The sequence below is a fragment of the Gammaproteobacteria bacterium genome (assembly GCA_033344735.1).
Taxonomy (GTDB): Bacteria; Pseudomonadota; Gammaproteobacteria; order UBA4575; family UBA4575; genus UBA1858.
The window spans coordinates 79,547-100,963 of the sequence record JAWPMW010000001.1 but is presented as its reverse complement, the minus strand read 5'-3'; the positions used below and the strand labels follow the sequence as shown (position 1 = coordinate 100,963).

At 42.0% G+C, this 21,417-nt stretch carries 31 protein-coding genes; 1 reads left to right on the top strand and 30 read right to left on the bottom strand.

Annotation, left to right across the window (positions count from 1 at the left end; translation table 11 throughout):
• The first annotated feature begins 34 nt into the window (after positions 1 to 34).
• Positions 35 to 2,860 (top strand): excinuclease ABC subunit UvrA, encoded by a 2,826-nt coding sequence (uvrA, locus tag R8G33_00560; GenBank protein ID MDW3094141.1) that lies wholly within the window; start codon positions 35 to 37, stop codon positions 2,858 to 2,860.
• 13 nt (positions 2,861 to 2,873) lie between these two features.
• On the opposite strand, the gene R8G33_00555 is transcribed toward uvrA, so the two are convergent.
• The 30 genes from R8G33_00555 to tuf form a co-directional block, all read right to left on the bottom strand.
• Complete coding sequence (locus R8G33_00555) at positions 2,874 to 6,071, bottom strand: S8 family serine peptidase (GenBank protein ID MDW3094140.1); 3,198 nt, start codon at positions 6,069 to 6,071, stop codon at positions 2,874 to 2,876.
• Between the two features lie 311 nt (positions 6,072 to 6,382).
• Positions 6,383 to 6,745 carry a 50S ribosomal protein L17 gene (gene rplQ, locus R8G33_00550; GenBank protein ID MDW3094139.1) on the bottom strand — a complete coding sequence of 121 codons (363 nt, stop codon included), beginning with the start codon at positions 6,743 to 6,745 and terminating at the stop codon, positions 6,383 to 6,385.
• 18 nt (positions 6,746 to 6,763) lie between these two features.
• Positions 6,764 to 7,756, bottom strand: a complete 993-nt coding sequence (rpoA, locus tag R8G33_00545) for a DNA-directed RNA polymerase subunit alpha (protein ID MDW3094138.1) — start codon at positions 7,754 to 7,756, stop codon at positions 6,764 to 6,766.
• Positions 7,757 to 7,777: 21 nt separating this feature from the next.
• Positions 7,778 to 8,398 (bottom strand): 30S ribosomal protein S4, encoded by a 621-nt coding sequence (rpsD, locus tag R8G33_00540; protein MDW3094137.1) that lies wholly within the window; start codon positions 8,396 to 8,398, stop codon positions 7,778 to 7,780.
• A 6-nt stretch (positions 8,399 to 8,404) separates the two neighbouring features.
• Positions 8,405 to 8,797, bottom strand: coding sequence for a 30S ribosomal protein S11 (gene rpsK / locus R8G33_00535; protein MDW3094136.1), 393 nt, complete (start codon positions 8,795 to 8,797; stop codon positions 8,405 to 8,407).
• A 23-nt stretch (positions 8,798 to 8,820) separates the two neighbouring features.
• On the bottom strand, positions 8,821 to 9,177 hold the full coding sequence (rpsM, locus tag R8G33_00530) for a 30S ribosomal protein S13 (protein MDW3094135.1): 357 nt from the start codon (positions 9,175 to 9,177) through the stop codon (positions 8,821 to 8,823).
• A gap of 100 nt (positions 9,178 to 9,277) precedes the next feature.
• Positions 9,278 to 9,391, bottom strand: a complete 114-nt coding sequence (gene rpmJ, locus R8G33_00525) for a 50S ribosomal protein L36 (GenBank protein ID MDW3094134.1) — start codon at positions 9,389 to 9,391, stop codon at positions 9,278 to 9,280.
• Between the two features lie 46 nt (positions 9,392 to 9,437).
• Positions 9,438 to 10,754: a preprotein translocase subunit SecY gene (gene secY, locus R8G33_00520; GenBank protein ID MDW3094133.1), complete on the bottom strand. Its 1,317-nt coding sequence runs from the start codon at positions 10,752 to 10,754 to the stop codon at positions 9,438 to 9,440.
• Between the two features lie 31 nt (positions 10,755 to 10,785).
• Positions 10,786 to 11,220, bottom strand: a complete 435-nt coding sequence (rplO, locus tag R8G33_00515) for a 50S ribosomal protein L15 (protein ID MDW3094132.1) — start codon at positions 11,218 to 11,220, stop codon at positions 10,786 to 10,788.
• Between the two features lies 1 nt (position 11,221).
• On the bottom strand, positions 11,222 to 11,404 hold the full coding sequence (gene rpmD / locus R8G33_00510) for a 50S ribosomal protein L30 (protein ID MDW3094131.1): 183 nt from the start codon (positions 11,402 to 11,404) through the stop codon (positions 11,222 to 11,224).
• Between the two features lie 4 nt (positions 11,405 to 11,408).
• On the bottom strand, positions 11,409 to 11,918 hold the full coding sequence (gene rpsE, locus R8G33_00505) for a 30S ribosomal protein S5 (GenBank protein MDW3094130.1): 510 nt from the start codon (positions 11,916 to 11,918) through the stop codon (positions 11,409 to 11,411).
• Between the two features lie 35 nt (positions 11,919 to 11,953).
• Positions 11,954 to 12,307: a 50S ribosomal protein L18 gene (gene rplR / locus R8G33_00500; GenBank protein ID MDW3094129.1), complete on the bottom strand. Its 354-nt coding sequence runs from the start codon at positions 12,305 to 12,307 to the stop codon at positions 11,954 to 11,956.
• 37 nt (positions 12,308 to 12,344) lie between these two features.
• Positions 12,345 to 12,872 carry a 50S ribosomal protein L6 gene (gene rplF / locus R8G33_00495; protein ID MDW3094128.1) on the bottom strand — a complete coding sequence of 176 codons (528 nt, stop codon included), beginning with the start codon at positions 12,870 to 12,872 and terminating at the stop codon, positions 12,345 to 12,347.
• A gap of 14 nt (positions 12,873 to 12,886) precedes the next feature.
• Complete coding sequence (rpsH, locus tag R8G33_00490) at positions 12,887 to 13,282, bottom strand: 30S ribosomal protein S8 (GenBank protein ID MDW3094127.1); 396 nt, start codon at positions 13,280 to 13,282, stop codon at positions 12,887 to 12,889.
• A gap of 12 nt (positions 13,283 to 13,294) precedes the next feature.
• Complete coding sequence (gene rpsN / locus R8G33_00485; GenBank protein MDW3094126.1) at positions 13,295 to 13,600, bottom strand: 30S ribosomal protein S14; 306 nt, start codon at positions 13,598 to 13,600, stop codon at positions 13,295 to 13,297.
• A gap of 35 nt (positions 13,601 to 13,635) precedes the next feature.
• Complete coding sequence (gene rplE / locus R8G33_00480) at positions 13,636 to 14,175, bottom strand: 50S ribosomal protein L5 (protein ID MDW3094125.1); 540 nt, start codon at positions 14,173 to 14,175, stop codon at positions 13,636 to 13,638.
• On the bottom strand, positions 14,175 to 14,492 hold the full coding sequence (gene rplX / locus R8G33_00475; GenBank protein ID MDW3094124.1) for a 50S ribosomal protein L24: 318 nt from the start codon (positions 14,490 to 14,492) through the stop codon (positions 14,175 to 14,177). The genes rplE and rplX overlap by 1 nt, the downstream gene beginning before the upstream one ends.
• A gap of 28 nt (positions 14,493 to 14,520) precedes the next feature.
• Positions 14,521 to 14,889, bottom strand: coding sequence for a 50S ribosomal protein L14 (gene rplN, locus R8G33_00470; protein MDW3094123.1), 369 nt, complete (start codon positions 14,887 to 14,889; stop codon positions 14,521 to 14,523).
• A 13-nt stretch (positions 14,890 to 14,902) separates the two neighbouring features.
• Positions 14,903 to 15,169: a 30S ribosomal protein S17 gene (rpsQ, locus tag R8G33_00465; protein ID MDW3094122.1), complete on the bottom strand. Its 267-nt coding sequence runs from the start codon at positions 15,167 to 15,169 to the stop codon at positions 14,903 to 14,905.
• Between the two features lie 13 nt (positions 15,170 to 15,182).
• Entirely contained in the window at positions 15,183 to 15,380 is a 198-nt protein-coding gene (rpmC, locus tag R8G33_00460) for a 50S ribosomal protein L29 (protein MDW3094121.1), read from the bottom strand.
• Positions 15,380 to 15,793 (bottom strand): 50S ribosomal protein L16, encoded by a 414-nt coding sequence (gene rplP, locus R8G33_00455; GenBank protein MDW3094120.1) that lies wholly within the window; start codon positions 15,791 to 15,793, stop codon positions 15,380 to 15,382. Before rplP ends, rpmC begins: the two co-directional genes overlap by 1 nt.
• 30 nt (positions 15,794 to 15,823) lie before the next feature.
• Positions 15,824 to 16,513: a 30S ribosomal protein S3 gene (gene rpsC, locus R8G33_00450; protein ID MDW3094119.1), complete on the bottom strand. Its 690-nt coding sequence runs from the start codon at positions 16,511 to 16,513 to the stop codon at positions 15,824 to 15,826.
• 50 nt (positions 16,514 to 16,563) lie between these two features.
• A complete protein-coding gene (rplV, locus tag R8G33_00445) occupies positions 16,564 to 16,899 on the bottom strand; it encodes a 50S ribosomal protein L22 (protein MDW3094118.1) in 336 nt (111 codons plus the stop codon).
• 27 nt (positions 16,900 to 16,926) lie between these two features.
• Positions 16,927 to 17,199, bottom strand: coding sequence for a 30S ribosomal protein S19 (gene rpsS, locus R8G33_00440; protein MDW3094117.1), 273 nt, complete (start codon positions 17,197 to 17,199; stop codon positions 16,927 to 16,929).
• Positions 17,200 to 17,233: 34 nt separating this feature from the next.
• Entirely contained in the window at positions 17,234 to 18,061 is an 828-nt protein-coding gene (rplB, locus tag R8G33_00435) for a 50S ribosomal protein L2 (protein MDW3094116.1), read from the bottom strand.
• A 2-nt stretch (positions 18,062 to 18,063) separates the two neighbouring features.
• On the bottom strand, positions 18,064 to 18,360 hold the full coding sequence (gene rplW / locus R8G33_00430) for a 50S ribosomal protein L23 (protein ID MDW3094115.1): 297 nt from the start codon (positions 18,358 to 18,360) through the stop codon (positions 18,064 to 18,066).
• 8 nt (positions 18,361 to 18,368) lie between these two features.
• On the bottom strand, positions 18,369 to 18,977 hold the full coding sequence (gene rplD / locus R8G33_00425; GenBank protein MDW3094114.1) for a 50S ribosomal protein L4: 609 nt from the start codon (positions 18,975 to 18,977) through the stop codon (positions 18,369 to 18,371).
• Between the two features lie 18 nt (positions 18,978 to 18,995).
• Positions 18,996 to 19,634: a 50S ribosomal protein L3 gene (gene rplC / locus R8G33_00420; GenBank protein ID MDW3094113.1), complete on the bottom strand. Its 639-nt coding sequence runs from the start codon at positions 19,632 to 19,634 to the stop codon at positions 18,996 to 18,998.
• A 224-nt stretch (positions 19,635 to 19,858) separates the two neighbouring features.
• The gene (gene rpsJ, locus R8G33_00415; protein ID MDW3094112.1) at positions 19,859 to 20,173 is read right to left on the bottom strand and encodes a 30S ribosomal protein S10; all 315 of its coding nucleotides are present in this window, start codon (positions 20,171 to 20,173) and stop codon (positions 19,859 to 19,861) included.
• Between the two features lie 42 nt (positions 20,174 to 20,215).
• Positions 20,216 to 21,406, bottom strand: a complete 1,191-nt coding sequence (gene tuf / locus R8G33_00410; GenBank protein ID MDW3094111.1) for an elongation factor Tu — start codon at positions 21,404 to 21,406, stop codon at positions 20,216 to 20,218.
• Positions 21,407 to 21,417: the final 11 nt, after the last annotated feature.

The window sequence follows — 21,417 nt, the reverse complement described above, 5'->3', positions numbered from 1 at the left end:
ATATTAGCAAGTTTACCTTTACCGAGATACGCGCATGGCGGCGATTAAAATTCGCGGGGCTCGCACCCATAACTTAAAAAACATTGATTTAGATTTACCGCGTGATGAATTGATTGTAATTACAGGCCTATCAGGTTCAGGTAAATCTTCACTCGCATTTGACACAATTTTTGCTGAAGGACAGCGCCGTTACGTTGAATCTTTATCCGCCTATGCTCGACAGTTTTTAGCGCGATTAGAAAAACCCGATGTCGACACAATTGAAGGCCTATCTCCAGCCATCTCAATTGAGCAAAAATCGACCTCGCATAACCCACGCTCAACTGTAGGAACAATCACCGAGATATATGACTATTTACGTCTTCTATATGCGCGTGTAGGCACACCCAAATGCCCCAATCACGGTAATGACCTTAACGCGCAAACCGTTAGCCAAATGGTCGATAAAGTCATGGAGATGCCTGCTGATAGCCGTCTGATGCTATTAGCTCCTGTCGTTCAGAATCGCAAAGGTGAGCATTTACAGTTATTCCAGCAACTCCATGCACAGGGCTTTTTACGTGCTCGCATCGATGGAGAAGTCTACGAATTAGACGAGCCACCTAAACTGGATTTGCGCAAAAAACATACAATTGAAGTGGTTGTAGATCGCTTTAAGGTCAAATCTGGCATAGAACTGCGACTCGCAGAATCTTTTGAGACCGCATTAAAACTTGCTGACGATATTGCCGAAATTGCCTTTATGGATGACCCCAAAGCAGCGTCATTATTATTCTCTGCACGATTTGCCTGTCCAATCTGTGGATATAGCGTAAGCGAATTAGAACCACGCCTATTCTCATTCAACAATCCAATTGGTGCTTGCCAGAGCTGCGATGGTTTAGGTATAGAAGAGTATTTTGATCCAGAATTAATTGTTAGCTCACCGCAACTCAGTTGTGCTGGTGGAGCTATTCGCGGTTGGGACCGCCGAAATGCACATTACTTTCAGATGATTCAATCACTTGCTACGCACTATGAATTTGATATAGAAGCGCCATTTGAAACACTAGATGAAGAGCTGCAAGAAATCATTTTATACGGCAGCGGCGAAGAAATAATTGATTTCAAATATATCAATGAAAAAGGACGTAGCGTCACTAAGAAACATGCCTTTGAAGGAATCATTCCAAACATGGAAAGGCGTTTTGATCAAACCGACTCACATCTTGTTAGAGATGAACTTAGCAAATACTTATCAGAACAATCATGCGAAAGTTGTCATGGTGACCGCTTAAACACTCAAGCAAGACATGTATTTGTCAGTGACCGCAACTTGCCATCTTTGACAGCCATTTCAATTAAGCAAGCATTAACTTTTTTTGAAGAAATTGAACTTCAAGGCCATCGTGCGCAAGTTGGTGCAAAAGTCATTAATGAAATTCGTGATCGCTTATCATTTTTAGTCAATGTTGGACTAGACTACTTAAGCTTAGATAGAAGTGCTGACACATTATCAGGCGGCGAAGCGCAACGTATTCGCTTAGCCTCTCAGATAGGTTCAGGCTTAGTTGGTGTAATGTATGTATTAGATGAACCTTCCATAGGGTTACATCAGAGAGATAATCAGCGTCTTCTTAATACATTAACTCGCTTACGTGATATAGGAAACACTGTCATTGTAGTTGAACATGATGAAGAAGCAATTCGAGCAGCAGATTATGTCGTTGATATTGGCCCAGGCGCAGGCATACATGGCGGTGTAATAGTTGCTCAAGGCACGCCTAAACAAGTATGTGATAACAATAATTCTCTGACAGGACAATATTTGTCTGGTAAGCAAGCAATAGGAATCCCTACTAAACGAACACCTGTCGATGCAGAAAAAATTCTTACTGTTCGTGGTGCGAGTGGAAACAATCTCAAATCAATCAATGTTGATTTTCCTATTGGATTATTCATTGCCGTAACAGGAGTTTCTGGTTCAGGCAAGTCAACACTGATAAACAATACACTATACGCTGCTGCTGCAAGACATTTAAATAAATCAAGCATCGCAGTCTCACAGTATGAAGAAATAGAGGGCCTGGAACATTTCGATAAAGTTGTAGAAATTGATCAAAGTCCGATTGGTAGAACACCGCGCTCAAACCCAGCCACATATACTGGCTTGTTCACACCTATTCGTGAATTATTTTCAGGCACACAAGAAGCGCGCTCACGCGGATACACTCCCGGGCGATTCAGCTTCAATGTTAAAGGTGGTCGCTGTGAAGCATGCCAGGGTGATGGTGTAATTCGCGTAGAGATGCATTTTTTACCCGATGTTTATGTGCCATGTGATGTATGCAAAAGTAAACGCTATAACCGCGAAACTTTAGAAATTCAGTACAAAGGTAAAAATATCTACGACGTTCTGCAAATGACAATAGAAGATGCACTAGAATTTTTTAATGCTGTGCCAGTGATTAAACGTAAACTAGACACTCTCGTTGCTGTAGGACTGACATATATAACACTAGGGCAAAGTGCAACCACTCTTTCAGGTGGTGAAGCACAACGGGTAAAACTATCACGCGAGTTATCTAAGCGAGACACAGGAAAAACACTTTATATACTGGATGAACCTACAACCGGATTACACTTCCATGACGTGGAACAGCTGTTAACTGTACTACATAAACTTAGAGATCACGGCAACACATTAATTGTGATCGAACATAATTTGGATGTAATTAAAACAGCCGATTGGGTAATTGACCTTGGACCAGAAGGAGGCTCGGGAGGTGGAGAAGTCGTCTCTATAGGAACGCCAGAGCAAACAACAAATTGCACACCATCCTACACCGGCAGATACTTAAAAAGTATATTGTTTAATTAAATATTTTATTAATCTAATTAGAAGTCGTTACCACTTCTGAATCCATAGTGTTCCATGCACCATTTATAAATGCATACAATCCCACGGTCACTTCTCGTCCATCCGTGGGAAATGACACTGCGTTACTCGTACTACTGCCTGACAATACACCGCTATGATGTACATCATAACTACCGAGTCCATTGCTACCAACTAACACCGCCCAATACTGTGGCACTGTCCCCATCGCATCCCATGACACCGTGACACTGCTACTTGTTAATGTCGTCCCTGTTAATGGACTGGTGATCTCGGGCGCAGCTGGTGGTGGCGCCATAAACGTGTTCACCACTTCTGAATCCATAGTGTTCCATGCACCATTTATAAATGCATACAATCCCACGGTCACTTCTCGTCCATCCGTGGGAAATGACACTGCGTTACTCGTACTACTGCCTGACAATACACCGCTATGATGTACATCATAACTACCGAGTCCATTGCTACCAACTAACACCGCCCAATACTGTGGCACCGTGCCCATCGCATCCCATGACACCGTGACACTGCTACTTGTTAATGTCGTCCCTGTTAATGGACTGGTGATCTCGGGCGCAGCTGGTGGTGGCGCCATAAACGTGTTCACCACTTCTGAATCCATAGTGTTCCATGCACCATTTATAAATGCATACAATCCCACGGTCACTTCTCGTCCATCCGTGGGAAATGACACTGCGTTACTCGTACTACTGCCTGACAATACACCGCTATGATGTACATCATAACTACCGAGTCCATTGCTACCAACTAACACCGCCCAATACTGTGGCACTGTCCCCATCGCATCCCATGACACCGTGACACTGCTACTTGTTAATGTCGTCCCTGTTAATGGACTGGTGATCTCGGGCGCAGCTGGTGGTGGCGCCATAAACGTGTTCACCACTTCTGAATCCATAGTGTTCCATGCACCATTTATAAATGCATACAATCCCACGGTCACTTCTCGTCCATCCGTGGGAAATGACACTGCGTTACTCGTACTACTGCCTGACAATACACCGCTATGATGTACATCATAACTACCGAGTCCATTGCTACCAACTAACACCGCCCAATACTGTGGCACTGTCCCCATCGCATCCCATGACACCGTGACACTGCTACTTGTTAATGTCGTCCCTGTTAATGGACTGGTGATCTCGGGCGCAGCTGGTGGTGGCGCCATAAACGTATTCACCACTTCTGAATCCATAGTGTTCCATGCACCATTTATAAATGCATACAATCCCACGGTCACTTCTCGTCCATCCGTGGGAAATGACACTGCGTTACTCGTACTACTGCCTGACAATACACCGCTATGATGTACATCATAACTACCGAGTCCATTGCTACCAACTAACACCGCCCAATACTGTGGCACTGTCCCCATCGCATCCCATGACACCGTGACACTGCTACTTGTTAATGTCGTCCCTGTTAATGGACTGGTGATCTCGGGCGCAGCTGGTGGTGGCGCCATAAACGTATTCACCACTTCTGAATCCATAGTGTTCCATGCACCATTTATAAATGCATACAATCCCACGGTCACTTCTCGTCCATCCGTGGGAAATGACACTGCGTTACTCGTACTACTGCCTGACAATACACCGCTATGATGTACATCATAACTACCGAGTCCATTGCTACCAACTAACACCGCCCAATACTGTGGCACTGTCCCCATCGCATCCCATGACACTGTCTCGTTTGCACTGGCCAGCGTTGTCCCTGTTAACGGGTAAGTGATGTCTGGAGAATCGATAAGTTCAAGCGCTCTTGCTACATTTATGCGCGGAGTGATTTTTCCGCCAATCGTATCTGTTATTAAATCGCCGCTAGTAGCAAGCCTATCTATAGTTTGTTGAACCGTTTCATCAGGAAATGCATTCGATGCACGCAATAATGCTGATGCACCACTAACATGTGGCGCGGCAAATGAAGTACCAAAAGCGGATCCAATCAAACCTGGAACTGCAATAAGCGAACCAGGCGCCAATAAATCTAGTTCAGATGAACTGTTTGAGTAACTATCAACAGCATCATAATTAAAAATAAACCCGGCAGCGCTAAGTGTTGTATCGCTCACCGCTCCAACTGACACTGCGTCTGAATAACATGCGGGGGAACTAATTTGAGTTTTTACACCATCATTACCACTAGCAACAACTGGGACTACACCCAAAGTCTGTAGTGTCGAAAATATACCAGCATCAAATCCTGCGCTAAAATCACTATCACAATTACCTGAGAATAAACCGCCACCTAAACTAAGATTAACAGCAGCAATATTATATGTTGAGGCATTTGTCGCCACCCACTGCAAAGCCTGCATAATGGTTGAGGATGGCGCTAAAGCATCTGGACCAGAATCTTCAAATACATCTAAACCAATAATATTTACATCACCAGCAACACCTAAAACTGTTGCTGCCACACGAGTACCGTGGTCCGACAAACTATCACCGCCAGCACCATCTATTACTCCAAAATCCATATCAACGATAACTGAGCAGTTAGGGTTAGCTGTACTTACCGGAATAGCGCAACTACCAAAATTACCATTTAGATAATCTATTCCACTATCTACAACCGCTACGGAGATACCCTCACCTGTATATCCTTGAGACTGTGCCAGATTATGCTTTATTAAAGGCAATGATTCTGACAATAGCGGCTTCAGCTCAACAATTGGCCGCACTGACTTTACTCTAGGATCTCGCATTAAATTTAGAAGCTCTTCTTCGTTTTGAACAGAAACTTCCATTGAATTAAAAGGATCATAATTCCGAATTAATAGTGGCTTGATACTATTCATCCTTTTCATCAAATCTGATTGAACTTCTTTTCTAAGTTCTTTCATTAAATTTATTTTTTCACTGACGTTCCAATTGGATCTAGCCTCTATTTCACTTTCACAACTATCATCATGCAAGTTCACAATAAAATTTACACTTGATTCCTGAGTCTGCGCATCCCTAACCAATTTCAATAAATTTGGCGACACAGATTCACGAACATATTGCATACTCTTATATACAATCTTTGATTCTTTAACTTGAAGTTTTAATGCTTTAATTTCCGAAGAATGGCTAACACGACTATCGCTAGTATCGTTTGCATACAGAGAGGAATGAATAAGCAACCAACACAACAACATACCTATATAGTGTATTACTCTTTGCATAATCATTTTTCTTGCTGAATTTTTCACAAGTAGACCAAAATATGACAACACCCTTAATTGTTATTTACAAATAATATTAATAGCAATTAAGCACATATTTAGTGATTCAGTTAACTCTATTATAGTATTAACATAATTTAATCGGCATTATTCACAATTAATACACATTTAATGTGTATAGAACGAGTATTTTCTTAGTCAAACAAAGAGGCAAAAATTAATCCTGGCCATTCAATTTCTTGTTTTTAAAGCTCATAACGCAAAAAAGCCAGGACATGCCTGGCTTTTTTGCTGTTTCAAATTCTTATTATTTATTCTGGTCGATCAACCAACTCCACTAACGCCATTGGTGCATTATCTCCACTGCGGAAACCACATTTAAGAATACGTAGATAACCGCCTGGACGTTCTTTGTATCGCGGACCTAATTCTGTAAACAATTTTCCTACAGCCGCTTTATCACGTAAACGTGAAAACACAACACGTCGTTGTGAAACAGTGTCGTCTTTTGCTCGAGTAATTAATGGCTCAAGTACTTTTCGCAATTCTTTAGCTTTTGGTAGTGTTGTTTTAATTACTTCATGCTCGACTAGTGAAACCGCCATGTTTTGAAACATAGCGTTACGATGTGCGTCTGTACGATTTAATTTTCTACCTGAATGTCTGTGTCGCATAATTTTTACCTGACAATCTTATATGATTGATTTGCGTTCATCTTTCATATGCGCCGGTGGCCAATTTTCTAATCGCATACCAAGCGATAGACCATGTGAACCAAGCACATCTTTTATTTCTGTTAATGACTTCTTACCCAAGTTTGGCGTTTTCAATAACTCCACTTCAGTGCGTTGAATTAAGTCACCAATGTAGTAAATATTCTCTGCTTTCAAGCAGTTTGCAGATCTGACTGTTAGCTCTAAGTCGTCAACTGGACGCATTAGAATTGGGTCAATCTCAGCTTCACTTGGTGCTTGCTCTTCTTGCTCATCACCTTGAAGGTCAACAAAGACAGTTAATTGTTGCTGAAGAATTCCCGCCGCTTTGCGTACTGTTTCTTCTGGGTCAACAGTGCCATCTGTTTGCAAATCAATAATCAATTTATCTAAATTAGTACGTTGCTCTACACGCGCACTTTCTACTGAATAAGACACACGTCGAACCGGACTGAAGCTAGCATCTAGCATTAATGCACCAATTGGGCGATCTTCGTCAGATGTTCTTTGTGTTGAAGGAACGTACCCACGGCCCTTTGCTACTTTTAATGTCATATTAATTGAGCTACCTGTTGTTAGATGCGCAATCACATGGTCTGGGTTGACGATCTCAATATCATGGTCACCTTGAATGTCTGCTGCAGTTAACACACCAGGACCATTCTTATTAACAGTTAGCATGGCTTCGTTTTTGTTGTGCATTTTAATTGCTACACCTTTTAGGTTTAGCAAAATATCGACAACATCTTCTTGAACACCTTCGATAGCAGTGTATTCGTGCAATACCCCTTCAATCTGCGCCTCTACAATGGCACATCCTTGAATTGAAGAAAGCAAAATGCGTCGTAAAGCATTCCCAAGCGTATGACCAAAGCCTCTTTCTAATGGCTCTAAGACTATTTTTGCGCTCTGAGAGTTAATGACATTAACGTCAACTAACCTAGGCTTAAGTAACTCGTTTGAACTTGCCATATATATCCTCTCCCGCTGTGATTACTTAGAGTAAAGCTCGACTACGAGCGATTCGTTAATATCTGAAGATAGATCAGTTCTTTCTGGTGCAGATCTGAAAGTCCCCGTCATTTTCTTTGTATCGACCGTGACCCAATCTGGGAAACCAAATTGCTCAGCAGTGTTTAACGAATCTTGAATTCGTAATTGCTTGCGTGCTTTTTCTCGCACTGAAATAACGTCTTCGGCTTTAACCTGATAAGAAGGAATATTCACTAGCGAACCATTTACTTCAATAGATTTGTGGCTAACCAGTTGTCTGCACTCAGCACGAGTAACACCGAATCCCATGCGGTAGACTACGTTATCTAAACGACACTCTAATAGCTCTAACAAGTTTTCACCGGTAGAACCTTTCTTTAAATTCGCTTTCTTGTAGTAGTTACTAAACTGCTTTTCTAATACGCCATACATACGACGCAGTTTTTGCTTCTCACGTAACTGCAAACCATAGTCAGAAGTTCTTCCTCGTTTATCTCCATGCTGTCCTGGAACTTTGTCAGCTTTACACTTGGAGTCTAATGGACGTACACGACTCTTAAGGAATAAATCGGTTCCTTCACGACGACTTAACTTACACTTTGGTCCTAAATATCTAGCCATAACTACTTACACTCTTCGCTTTTTAGGCGGTCTACACCCATTATGTGGAATTGGGGTTATATCTGAAATATTAGTGATTTTAAAACCTAGTGCGTTCAATGAACGTACTGCAGATTCTCTACCAGGCCCAGGTCCTTTGACCAAAACATCTAAATTCTTCATACCGTATTCTAAAGCAACATTTCCACATCTTTCTGCCGCTACTTGAGCAGCAAATGGTGTACTTTTGCGTGATCCTCTAAACCCTGACCCACCTGAAGTTGCCCATGCGAGCGCATTACCTTGACGGTCTGTGATAGTTATAATGGTATTATTAAAAGAAGCATTAATATGAGCGATACCGTCAGTAACAACTCTTTTAACTTTCTTCTTTGTGCGACCTGTGCTTGCTGTTGCCATAAATAGTAACCTTGCTTATTTCTTTATCTCTTAATAGGACGACGTGGACCTTTGCGTGAACGTGCATTGGTTTTTGTTCGTTGTCCTCGGAGTGGTAAACCGCGTCGATGACGAATACCACGATATGTTCCCAAGTCCATCAAACGTTTGATGTTCATAGAAACTTCTCGACGTAAATCACCTTCAACCTGAAATTTAGCTACCTCAGTACGAAGCTTTTCAACTTCCTCTTCAGTTAAATCTTTAATTTTAGCTGCAGGGCTTATGCCAGTCACTGCGCAAATCTCTCGTGAACGAGTTCGCCCAATACCAAAGATTGCCGTTAAGGCAATTTCAGTGTGCTTATGCACTGGGATATTTATTCCGGCAATACGTGCCACATTACACTCCTAACTAAAGTTTCTTTTGCGCTTTTTTACGCATGAAGCCGCAAATTTTACCAATAAAATCACGGGTTTCTATTACAATTCTCGTAACCAACTAGCCTTGTCTTTGCTTATGCCTTGGATCCGTACAGATCACGCGTACTACACGGTTTCTTCGAATCACTTTGCAATTGCGACATAGTTTTTTTACAGAGGCCCTAACTTTCATTTCTATTTCCTATCTATTGGCTCTACGCAAGAATTAACGCAAATTGTTAACGTAACTGGCCTGCGCGGCCACCTTTCAAATTAGCCTTCTTCATTAATCCTTCATACTGATGAGACATCAAATGCGACTGAACTTGCGCTATGAAATCCATCACCACTACAACAATGATTAATAAAGATGTACCACCAAAGTAAAATGGTACATTCCATTTAAGTATTAAGAATTCTGGCATCAAACACACTAACGTTATGTAGATCGCACCTACCGCAGTTAAACGTGTAAGCACAGAATCAATATAACGAGCACTCTGCTCACCTGGTCTTATTCCAGGAATAAATGCGCCGGAGCGCTTCAAATTATCTGCTGTCTCACGCGAATCAAAGACGATCGCTGTGTAGAAGAAACAGAAGAAAATTATCGCCAAGGCATAAAAAGTCACATACAGAGGTTGCCCTGGTGCCAAGGTTGCCGAAATATCCTGCAACCATCCTAATCCTTCTACATTCCCCGCCCACTGTCCTAATGTTGCCGGGAACAAAATAATACTAGAAGCAAAAATAGGCGGGATAACACCCGACATATTGAGCTTCAATGGTAAGTGACTAGACTGCGCGGCATACATCTTACGACCCTGCTGACGCTTAGCATAATTCACTGTAATTCTGCGCTGTCCTCTTTCAATGAAAACAACAATTGCCGTGACAACAATAGCCATGACAAATAATAGTAGAACTAAGCCGCTGGACAACTCGCCAGTGCGTGCCAATTCTAGTGTTCCTGCGACGGCCGCTGGCAACCCAGCTACAATCCCCGCAAAAATAATAATAGATATCCCATTACCAACACCACGCTCTGTTATTTGTTCTCCTAACCACATCAAGAACATGGTCCCAGTGACTAAACTAATCGCCGCTGTAAATACAAAGCTTGGTCCTGGGTGCAAAGCTACACCCTGATTTTGTAGTGCAATTGCAACACCTATTGCTTGGAATGTCGCTAATACGACCGTTCCGTAACGTGTATATTGAGTAATCTTACGACGACCCGCTTCACCTTCTCTCTTAAGCTCTTTCAGTGACGGTACTACCGCACTCATTAACTGCATAATAATTGATGCAGAAATATAAGGCATAATACCTAGAGCAAAAATACTCAACCTTTCTAAGGCACCGCCCGAGAACATATTAAACATATTTAATATGGTGCCACTCTGTTCTTCGAAGAACCTCGCCATTGCCGCAGGATCAATACCTGGCGTTGGAATAAAGGTACCAATTCGATAAACAATCAACGCCATTAATACAAACAATAAGCGTTGCTTTAATTCTGTTAACTGCCCCATCCCACCTAGCTGGGCTGCCATTTTTTCGCGGGATGCTGACATAACTTAGCTACTAGTCTTCAATTTTTCCGCCCGCGGCTTCTACTGCAGCACGCGCGCCTTTTGTAAACATCAAGCCACGTGTATGCACGGGCTCACTTATTTCACCAGACAAGATTACTTTCACTCGCTGTGTGAATTCAGAAACAATGTTAGCTTCTTTCAATGCTTTAATATCAAGAACAGCAGCATCAGTTAACAACAATTCATGAAGTCTTACTTCAGCAGTCAATTTAGCTTTTGCAGAGCGAAAACCAAATTTTGGCAGCCTTCGCTGCAATGGCATTTGACCACCTTCAAAACCAACTTTATGAAATCCACCTGAACGTGATTTTTGGCCTTTATGCCCACGCCCACAAGTCTTGCCAAAACCAGAACCAATTCCACGTCCTACACGTTTAGCATTAGTGCGGCTTCCTGCACCCGGTTTAATAGTATTTAGGCGCATTCTAAATTTCCTCTACTTTCAGCATATACTGAATTTTATTAATCATGCCGCGATTTTCAGGTGTATCGATCACTGTCACAGGGTTATGAATTCTACGAATACCAAGACCACGCACGCACGCTTGATGCGACTTGAGGCGACCATGAATACTCTTAACCAACGTTACTTGTAACTGTTTACTCATTTGATTAACCCAGAATTTCTTCTACTGACTTTCCACGCTTAGAAGCAATGGACTCAGGTGATTGCATGCTTGTTAAACCTTGCATTGTTGCTCTTACTACATTGATCGGATTTCGTGAGCCAATGCATTTTGCTAATACGTTACGTACACCTAGCACTTCAAATACTGCGCGCATGGCACCACCAGCAATAATACCAGTACCTTCTGATGCTGGTTGCATGTGTACTTTTGCAGCTCCATGTATGCCTACTTTCGGATAAAACAAAGTGCCATCTTTAAGTGGGACTGTTTGCATATTACGGCGTGCTTTTTCCATTGCTTTTTGAATTGCAATTGGTACTTCTTTGGCTTTGCCATAACCGAACCCAATTTTACCTTCACCATCGCCGACTACAGTCAATGCAGTGAAACCAAATTGGCGACCACCTTTAACCACTTTAGCTACGCGGTTAACTGCAACAAGCTTTTCTTGTAACCCATCTGCAGTTTTATTTGTTACTTCTTGTCCGGCCATTATTTACCCTTTAAATTCCAATCTAGCTTCTCTTGTTAAAAATCCAGTCCAGCTTCTCTGGCGGCATCTGCTAATGCTTGAACTCGACCATGGTACCTAAAGCCAGAACGATCAAAAGCAACCTTAGTAATTCCCTTATCTTTAGCACGCTCAGCTACTAACTTTCCAACCGCCTTAGCAGCTTCAACGTTACCTGTGTATTTCACATTACCACGCACACCTGAATCTAATGATGATCCACTCGCTAATACGCTTGCCGTTGCATCATCAATCACCTGAGCATATATATGCTTAGACGTTCTAAAGACGCACAGGCGAGCTGCACCCTGCGCACGTATATTACAACGTGTTTTTTTGCTGCGGCGTATTCTTGATGCTTTCTTATCCATTATTTCAAATCACTTAAACTTGTGTATTTCTACTTATCTATTTTTTCTTGGCTTCTTTGCGAATAATTCGCTCATCAGCATATTTAACACCCTTGCCTTTATATGGCTCGGGTGGTCTGTAAGCACGTAATTCTGCTGCTACCTGTCCTACTTTCTGCTTATCAAAACCTTTTACTAAAATTTCTGTCTGGCTTGGCGTTTCAATGGTAATACCTTCAGGAACAGCATATTCAACTGGATGTGAAAAACCTAATGACAAATTTAAAACTTTGCCTTTAGCTTGCGCTCGATAACCAACACCAACCAACTCAAGCTTACGCTCAAAACCTTGTGACACACCGACCACCAAATTATTTAATAAAGAACGCATAGTGCCTGCCATTGCCACAGAACTTTTATCATCTGCTTTCACTGATAATGTGGCATCTTCTTGCACCAATTTAACAGCAGGGTGCAAAGCTAATACCATTTCACCTTTGGCACCTTTGGCACGTACATTTTGCCCATCGATTTTAATTTCTACGCCAGATGGAACTTCTACAGGTTGACTTGCGATTCTAGACATAACTAATTCTTTTTTTACTCAACCGTACAAATAACTTCGCCACCTTGCCCATTCTCACGTGCAGTGCTGTCTGTCATCATACCTTTTGATGTTGAAATGATAGCGATTCCCATACCCCCAATAACACTTGGAAGATCTTCAGCGCTTTTGTATATACGTAACCCTGGTCGACTGATCTTTTTGATTTTCTCGATTACTGGCTTCCCCATGTAATATTTTAGGTCTACTACTAACTGCTTTTTAACGCCGTCACCCTCTACTCTCCAATCCGAGATGTAGCCTTCATCTTTTAACACAGCTGCAATTGATTGCTTGTACTTTGAATCTGGCATACTGACATTGACTTTGTCTGCACTCTGCCCATTTCTAATGCGCGTTAGCATATCTGCAATTGGATCACTCATACTCATAATAAATTACCTTTACCAACTTGCCTTAACTAAGCCAGGGATATCACCTCGCATAGCTGCTTCACGCAGTTTATTTCTTCCTAGACCAAACTTTCGATAAAACCCATGTGGTCTACCTGTAATGTTGCAACGGTTTCTTTGTCTAACTGGCATGGCGTTACGTGGAAGCTTTTGCAATTTCAATGCAGCTAATTCTTTTTCTTCATAGTCAGCTGTTGCACTTTTTATAATTGCTTTTAGTTCCGCACGTTTTTTTGCATATTTTGCAACTGTACGTGTGCGCTTCTTTTCGCGCTGAACCATGGATTGTTTTGCCATTAGTAATGCCTCAATTGATCTTTATATTTGCTTAGTTAATTCTTAAAAGGAAAACTAAACGCAGCCAGCAATGCTTTTGCTTCTGCGTCAGTTGGTGCACTAGTAGTGATGGCAATATCCATCCCACGAATCGCATCAATTTTATCGTAATCTATTTCCGGGAAGATGATCTGCTCTTTAACACCCATGTTGTAGTTGCCTCGCCCATCAAAGGCTCTTCCACTGATACCACGGAAATCACGAATACGTGGAATTGCAATATTAATTAGGCGATCTAAAAATTCGTACATACGTACATTTCGTAGGGTTACCTTACAGCCAATAGGCCAATCATCTCGGATATTAAAGCCAGCAATAGATTTACGTGACAAAGTTACAACTGCTTTTTGTCCTGAAATCTTCGCCATATCTGACACTGCATGCTCAACAACTTTTTTATCTTTAGTTGCTTCACCCAATCCCATGTTAAGTGTGATTTTCTCAATATGCGGCACTTGCATAACATTGCCGTAAGAAAATTGCTCCATTAACTGTGCACGTACTGTGTCGTTATAAAATGCTTGTAATCTAGCCATTATACATCCACCACTTCGCCGTTAGATTTGAAATAGCGAACCTTAGTATTATCTTCTAATGTTTTAACTCCCACACGATCACCTTTACCTGTCGCAGGGTTGAACATCATAATATTAGAACGATCAATTGCCATTTCCTTATCAATTATTCCACCGGTGATGCCTGCATTAGGGTTTGGCTTTTGAGCTTTCTTAACCATATTTATCCCATCAACAAGTATGCGACCATCAGCCAATACTTGGGTAACAGTTCCACGTCGGCCCTTATCTTTGCCAGCGTTCACTATTACTTCATCACCTTTTTTAATCTTATTCATATCTGTAATTCTTATTGCACTTTCGTCTTTATAGTACTTCTGGCGCAAGAGAAATTATTTTCATAAATTTTTCTGTGCGTAGTTCTCTTGTGACTGGTCCAAAGATACGTGTACCAATTGGTTGCAACTGAGCATTTAGCAATACCGCCGCATTTCCATCAAAACGTATTAACGAACCATCGGGGCGACGCACACCTTTTGCAGTTCTTACAACAACCGCATTGTAAACTTCGCCTTTTTTAACTTTTCCGCGTGGTATAGCATCTTTGATGCTCACCTTAATAACATCACCGATACCTGCATAGCGACGATGCGAACCACCTAAAACTTTTATACACTGAATTCTTTTTGCGCCACTGTTGTCGGCTACATCAAGATTAGATTGCATCTGTATCATGGTTAATCCTTATTTAGCCTGCTACGCCAGGAACAACAACTTCAACCAATGTCCACGACTTGGTTTTTGAAATTGGTCGGCATTCTTTAATTGTGACAACATCACCAATTGTGCATTGGTTGTTTTCATCATGTGCATGAATCTTTGAAGACTTACTCATGAATTTCCCATAAATAGGATGCTTAACGCGTCGCTCTGTTAATACAACAATGGATTTATCCATTTTGTTGCTAACAACTTTGCCTTGAACTGTTCGCATTTTTTTATCTTGTTTTTCCATAGTCTTCTATTTACTAGCTCGCGCTTTTGCTTTGCTCATTAAGCACGGTCTTAATGCGTGCGATATCTTTACGAATTCTAGAAAATTCATGGTTGCGACTTGCTTGCCCCATTGAATATTGCATACGTAACTTAAACTGCTCTTTACGCAGCTCAATTAATTCATCTTTTAATTCACTCTCGCCCTTGGCACGTAATTCTGTCGCTTTCATTACATTAATGTCCTTGTGACAAATTGAGTTTGAATAGGTAACTTAGCAGCTGCCAACTTAAAGGCTTCACGCGCTAATTCTTCGGGCACACCTTCCATTTCATATAACATTTTACCTGGCTGAATTTTTGCCACCCAATATTCAACGTTACCCTTACCTTTACCCTGTCTTACTTCCAAAGGTTTTTTGGTCACAGGCACATCCGGAAAAATTCTAATCCAGATTTTTCCACCACGCTTAACGTGTCTAGTCATTGCACGTCGTGCTGCTTCTATTTGTCTTGCAGTTAAACGACCACGACCAACAGCTTTAAGACCAAAATCTCCAAAGCTTACTTTATTACCATTTAACGCAAGTCCACGGTTGCGGCCTTTTTGCTGCTTGCGAAATTTGGTTTTCTTTGGCTGTAACACGATTCTATCCTTCTCTTAGGGTCTTATTATTTATGCGCTAGCGCGTTTAGTGTCAGGCAGTTCTTCACTGTTCTTGCTTTCAAGATCAAAAACTTCACCTTTAAAGATCCATGTCTTGATACCTATAATTCCGTAAGTAGTCGCCGCTTCTGCTGTGCCATAGTCAATATCAGCTCTTAATGTATGCAATGGTACTCGACCTTCGCGATACCACTCAGTGCGAGCAATTTCAGCACCGTTTAAACGACCTGATACATTAATTTTTACACCTAGCGCACCAAGACGCATTGCATTACTAACAGCGCGCTTCATTGCACGTCTAAACATAATGCGGCGCTCTAGCTGTTGCGCGACACTTTCTGATACTAATTGCGCATCAATTTCTGGCTTGCGAATTTCTTCGATATTGATTTTTACATTATTGATATTTAGATCCATACGGCGAGCTATTTCTTTACGCAATGCTTCGACGTCTTCACCTTTCTTACCAATAACAATTCCAGGTCTTGCGGTATGAATTACTACAAATGCCGCACGTGCTGGTCTATCTATTTGGATTCTGCTTACCGATGCCTGTGATAATTTTTCTTTTAGATATTTACGAATTTCTAAGTCGCTATTAAGAAACTTAGCGTAGTCTGTTCCTTCTGCATACCACTTAGAAGTCCAGTCAGTTGCTATACCTAATCTAAAGCCAGTTGGATGTACTTTTTGTCCCATCGGATCTATTAACTCGGTTAATGTCTATTATTAAATATGTAGTACGTTGACTACCTATTATCACCAACAGTCACTGTCAGATGACTGCTTCTCTTTAAAATCTTACATGCTCGTCCTTTAGCTCTAGGCTGAAAGCGTTTTTGCGTTCGACCTTCATCAACAAATATTTTTGTTACTTTTAATTCGTCGATATCTGCACCTTCATTGTGCTCGGCATTGGCAATAGCAGAATCTAAAACCTTCTTAACAATGCCAGACGCTTTCTTTGAACTAAATTCTAAAAGCTCAACTGCGCGACTCACTTCCATGCCACGTATTTGGTCAGCAACCAGACGACATTTTTGCGCTGATATACTGATATCTTTTAACTTTGCTGAAACTTCCATAATTTAACTCGTAATTTTTTCTTTTTACTATTTAACTTTCTTATCGCCTGAATGCCCTTTAAATACACGCGTAGCTGCAAATTCACCTAACTTATGACCCACCATATTTTCTGAAACCAATACAGGAACATGTTGACGTCCGTTATGGATAGCAATAGTTAATCCCACCATTTCCGGTGAAACCATTGACCGCCGCGACCATGTTTTAATTGGCTTGCGATCGTTATTCTCAACAGCCACTTGCACTTTCTTAGCAAGATGGTGATCTATATGAGGGCCTTTTCGTAATGATCTTGGCAACGTTATGTCCTCGTTATTACTTAAATTAGTTTATTTATTTTTTATTGCGACGACGTACGATCATATTGTCAGTACGCTTGTTCTTACGTGTCTTAAAGCCTTTAGTTGGCATACCCCAAGGTGATACTGGATGCCTACCACCCGAAGTTCTTCCCTCACCACCACCATGAGGGTGATCAATTGGGTTCATAGCAACACCACGAACAGTAGGCTTTACACCACGCCATCTGCTAGCACCTGCTTTACCTAATTTACGTAAATTATGCTCAGAATTACCTACTTCACCTATTGTTGCACGACAATCTGATAACACCTTGCGCATTTCACCCGAACGTAAGCGCAAAGTTGCATGCGCACCTTCTCTTGCTACAAGTTGTATAGCAGCACCTGCGCTTCTACCAACTTGCGCGCCTTTTCCTGGCTTTAACTCTATACAGTGAACAACTGTACCTACCGGAATACTTCTTAGTGGCAGAGTATTTCCTGGCTTAATTGGTGACTGTGCGCCAGACATAATTGAGTCGTTAGCTTTTATACCTTTAGGAGCAATGATGTACCGTCGCTCTCCATCTGCATATTTTAATAATGCTAAGTGTGCCGTCCTATTTGGATCGTATTCCAAACGCTCTACAATTGCTGGGATACCATCTTTATTACGCTTAAAATCTACTGTTCTATAACGTTGCTTATGACCACCACCACGATGACGTGTAGTGATGCGTCCCAAGTTATTACGACCACCAGATTTTGATTTCTTTTCTACTAATGCTTTAACCGGCTCACCAGTATGCAGATCTTTTGAGACGATCCGTACTTGGAATCGACGTCCTGGAGAGGTTGGTTTTGATTTTACGACTGCCATTTTTATTCCATTCCAGTTAGATCAATGTCGTGCCCAGTTTCGAGCCTTACATATGCTTTTTTCCAATCACTTCGTTTACCCATCACACGTCCAAAACGTTTATTTTTACCTTGAACATTTGCAACACGAACCGAGGCGACTTTAACTTGAAATAATTGCTCTACAGCACTTTTTATTTCTTGCTTACTCGCGCTAGGAAGCACTTTAAACACGTGTTGATTTGCAGTGTCTGCAAGTAATGCAGATTTTTCTGATACATGCGGTGCAACTAACACCTGGGTAAGACGCTCCATGCTGATTGACTGACTCACTTCAACCACTCCTCAACTTCTTTAAGCGCTTCTTCAGTAATTACTACATGCTCAAATTTAATCAGGCTAACCGGATCAATACTTGATGCTTCATCAACATCAACATCATGTAAATTGCGTGCAGATAAATATAGCTTTTCATCTGACTTTTCAGTTCCAACGATAATATATGCAGAGCTCACACCAATTTTGCTTAATCTCGCCAACATATCTTTAGTCTTTGGTGTTTCGGCAGTAAAGTCATCAACAACATGCAGACGCTCAAGCCTAATTAACTCTGAAAATATTGATGCGTAAGCTGCGCGCACCATTTTCTTGTTCATTTTTTGCTTATAACTACGCGGCTGTGCTGCGAATGTTTGTCCGCCACTGCGCCATAATGGACCGCGCGATGTTCCGGCACGCGCTCTACCAGTACCTTTTTGTCTCCAAGGCTTAGCACCACCACCTCTTACTGCTGAGCGGTTTTTTTGAGCTTTTGTTCCAGAGCGAGCACCCGCTAAATATGCAGTTACTGCCTGATGAACAAGCGTCTCATTATAGTCACGGCCAAATGTGTCATCTGACACATTTATTGAGCTACCGTTAGTTACATCAAGTTTCATATTTCTATTCGATTATTATTATGCAGTTATAATTGGCTTTACGATTACTCGACCGCCTTTAGCACCAGGGACAGCACCCTTAATTAAAATTAAATCTCTATCTGTATCTACTCTTACAACTGTAAGATTTTTAGTACTGACTTGTTCACTACCCATATGACCCGCCATTTTCTTGCCTTTAAATACTCGGCCTGGGGTTTGACACATACCAGTTGAACCAGGCACACGGTGTGAAATTGAGTTGCCATGCGTAGCATCTTGACCACGGAAGTTATGGCGTTTGATAGTTCCAGCAAACCCTTTACCTTTTGAAATACCAGTCACTTGCACTTTCTGTCCTTCTTCGAACATATCAGCACTAATTTGCGCACCCAACTCTAATTCAACCTCTTCAGAGTCTGATAGCCGGAATTCATACATGCCTTCACCTGATGTCACACTCGCTTTAGCGAAGTGACCTGTCAGCGCTTTATTTACACGTGACGGCTTTCGCGCTCCATAAGCGACCTGAACTGCACTATAACCATCATTTTCTTGTTGTTTTAACTGAGTTACTCGATTGCTATCGACGTGAAGCACAGTCACAGGTACAGAAGCACCATCTTCTGTAAATACACGGGTCATACCCACTTTTTTACCAACTACACCTAAAGGCATCGATTTAATCTCTGTTTTACTCGTTCAATTGCTAAAATTACGCAATATTCTTTAATTCTGCTTTTTTTAAGGCATCGCGAATGTGGCCCGGGCAAGCAATGCTTGTCCGGGCCACAGGAAGCCGCGAATTATTACAGAATTTAACGCAATAGGAAACCGCTTTTTTTAAAATTTATTCTTTTATTTCAGTAACAAATAAAAGCTAGGCGGTCGCTATATTACAATTAATTCAGTTTAATCTGAACATCCACCCCAGCTGCTAAATCCAGCTTCATTAGGGCATCTACTGTTTTGTCTGTCGGGTCAACAATATCCATAATCCGCTTGTGTGTGCGAATTTCATACTGGTCTCGAGCGTTCTTATCTACGTGAGGGGAGATCAACACAGTAAACCTCTCCTTTCTGGTAGGCAAAGGGATTGGACCCTTTACACGAGCTCCTGTACGTTTTGCTGTTTGCACAATCTCACTCGCTGAGCGATCAATTAAACGGTGATCAAACGCCTTTAATCTAATTCGAATACGCTGACTTTCTGACATTATTTACTCTTTTGTTATTTAACCTGGATTGTTTAGCCAGGATTATTCAATAATTTTAGATACAACACCCGCACCCACGGTACGGCCACCTTCGCGTATCGCAAAGCGTAAGCCTTCTTCCATCGCGATCGGCGCAATCATGCTCACTTCCATCTTCACATTATCACCCGGCATCACCATCTCGACACCTTCCGGTAACTCACATGCACCTGTTACATCCGTTGTTCGGAAGTAAAACTGTGGGCGGTAACCATTGAAGAATGGTGTGTGTCTTCCGCCTTCATCCTTTGACAGAATGTAGACTTCTGCTTCAAATTTCGTGTGAGGGGTAATACTGCCTGGCTTACATAACACTTGCCCACGTTCCACTTCATCACGCTTCGTGCCGCGTAATAAAATTCCCACATTGTCTCCCGCACGCCCTTCGTCAAGCAGCTTACGGAACATCTCTACACCTGTACACGTTGTCTTAGCCGTCTCTTTAATTCCCACAATCTCGACTTCTTCGCCCACTTTTACGATGCCGCGTTCGATTCTGCCGGTCACTACCGTGCCACGACCTGAAATTGAAAACACGTCCTCAACAGGCATTAAATAATCACCATCAATTGCTCGCTCTGGCTCAGGAATGTAAGCATCCATTTCTTCTAATAGCTTTAATACCGATGGCACACCAATGTCTGACGTATCACCTTCAAGCGCTTTCAGTGCTGAACCGGTGACAATTGGCGTATCGTCCCCTGGAAAGTCGTAGCTAGACAGTAAATCGCGGATCTCCATCTCAACTAACTCTAATAATTCCGCATCATCTACCTGATCCGCTTTGTTCATGTACACCACGATGTATGGCACACCCACTTGGCGTGACAATAATATGTGCTCTCGCGTTTGTGGCATCGGCCCATCGGCTGCTGAACACACCAAAATCGCGCCGTCCATTTGCGCCGCACCCGTAATCATGTTCTTCACATAATCCGCGTGTCCTGGGCAATCGACGTGAGCATAGTGACGCTTGTCTGTCTCATACTCGACGTGGGCGGTAGCAATCGTGATCCCGCGCTCTCTTTCTTCTGGCGCATTGTCGATATCGCCATAGTCCTTGAACTCGCCACCCTGGGCTTCCGCTGACACCTTCGTTAACGCTGCCGTTAACGTCGTCTTACCATGATCCACGTGACCTATGGTCCCCACATTTACATGGGGCTTATTGCGTTCAAACTTCTCCTTCGACATCGTCCGATACC

Excerpts from the sequence above, each read along its gene's own strand:
- rpsQ (MDW3094122.1), bottom strand. The coding sequence starts at position 15,169 with ATGGAAAAACAAGATAAAAAAATGCGAACAGTTCAAGGCAAAGTTGTT.
- rpmJ (MDW3094134.1), bottom strand. The coding sequence starts at position 9,391 with ATGAAAGTTAGGGCCTCTGTAAAAAAACTATGTCGCAATTGCAAAGTG.
- rplX (MDW3094124.1), bottom strand. The coding sequence starts at position 14,492 with ATGAATAAGATTAAAAAAGGTGATGAAGTAATAGTGAACGCTGGCAAA.
- rpmD (MDW3094131.1), bottom strand. The coding sequence starts at position 11,404 with ATGAGTAAACAGTTACAAGTAACGTTGGTTAAGAGTATTCATGGTCGC.
- rpoA (MDW3094138.1), bottom strand. The coding sequence starts at position 7,756 with ATGGCAAGTTCAAACGAGTTACTTAAGCCTAGGTTAGTTGACGTTAAT.
- tuf (MDW3094111.1), bottom strand. The coding sequence starts at position 21,406 with ATGTCGAAGGAGAAGTTTGAACGCAATAAGCCCCATGTAAATGTGGGG.
- rplD (MDW3094114.1), bottom strand. The coding sequence starts at position 18,977 with ATGAAACTTGATGTAACTAACGGTAGCTCAATAAATGTGTCAGATGAC.
- rpsN (MDW3094126.1), bottom strand. The coding sequence starts at position 13,600 with ATGGCAAAACAATCCATGGTTCAGCGCGAAAAGAAGCGCACACGTACA.
- R8G33_00555 (MDW3094140.1), bottom strand. The coding sequence starts at position 6,071 with ATGCAAAGAGTAATACACTATATAGGTATGTTGTTGTGTTGGTTGCTT.
- rpsH (MDW3094127.1), bottom strand. The coding sequence starts at position 13,282 with ATGAGTATGAGTGATCCAATTGCAGATATGCTAACGCGCATTAGAAAT.
- rpmC (MDW3094121.1), bottom strand. The coding sequence starts at position 15,380 with ATGAAAGCGACAGAATTACGTGCCAAGGGCGAGAGTGAATTAAAAGAT.
- rplC (MDW3094113.1), bottom strand. The coding sequence starts at position 19,634 with ATGCCTTTAGGTGTAGTTGGTAAAAAAGTGGGTATGACCCGTGTATTT.
- rpsD (MDW3094137.1), bottom strand. The coding sequence starts at position 8,398 with ATGGCTAGATATTTAGGACCAAAGTGTAAGTTAAGTCGTCGTGAAGGA.
- secY (MDW3094133.1), bottom strand. The coding sequence starts at position 10,754 with ATGGCAGCCCAGCTAGGTGGGATGGGGCAGTTAACAGAATTAAAGCAA.
- rplO (MDW3094132.1), bottom strand. The coding sequence starts at position 11,220 with ATGCGCCTAAATACTATTAAACCGGGTGCAGGAAGCCGCACTAATGCT.
- rplR (MDW3094129.1), bottom strand. The coding sequence starts at position 12,307 with ATGGATAAGAAAGCATCAAGAATACGCCGCAGCAAAAAAACACGTTGT.
- rpsE (MDW3094130.1), bottom strand. The coding sequence starts at position 11,918 with ATGGCCGGACAAGAAGTAACAAATAAAACTGCAGATGGGTTACAAGAA.
- rpsC (MDW3094119.1), bottom strand. The coding sequence starts at position 16,513 with ATGGGACAAAAAGTACATCCAACTGGCTTTAGATTAGGTATAGCAACT.
- rplQ (MDW3094139.1), bottom strand. The coding sequence starts at position 6,745 with ATGCGACACAGACATTCAGGTAGAAAATTAAATCGTACAGACGCACAT.
- rplF (MDW3094128.1), bottom strand. The coding sequence starts at position 12,872 with ATGTCTAGAATCGCAAGTCAACCTGTAGAAGTTCCATCTGGCGTAGAA.
- rpsJ (MDW3094112.1), bottom strand. The coding sequence starts at position 20,173 with ATGTCAGAAAGTCAGCGTATTCGAATTAGATTAAAGGCGTTTGATCAC.
- rplB (MDW3094116.1), bottom strand. The coding sequence starts at position 18,061 with ATGGCAGTCGTAAAATCAAAACCAACCTCTCCAGGACGTCGATTCCAA.
- rplE (MDW3094125.1), bottom strand. The coding sequence starts at position 14,175 with ATGGCTAGATTACAAGCATTTTATAACGACACAGTACGTGCACAGTTA.
- rpsK (MDW3094136.1), bottom strand. The coding sequence starts at position 8,797 with ATGGCAACAGCAAGCACAGGTCGCACAAAGAAGAAAGTTAAAAGAGTT.
- rplV (MDW3094118.1), bottom strand. The coding sequence starts at position 16,899 with ATGGAAGTTTCAGCAAAGTTAAAAGATATCAGTATATCAGCGCAAAAA.
- uvrA (MDW3094141.1), top strand. The coding sequence starts at position 35 with ATGGCGGCGATTAAAATTCGCGGGGCTCGCACCCATAACTTAAAAAAC.
- rplN (MDW3094123.1), bottom strand. The coding sequence starts at position 14,889 with ATGATACAGATGCAATCTAATCTTGATGTAGCCGACAACAGTGGCGCA.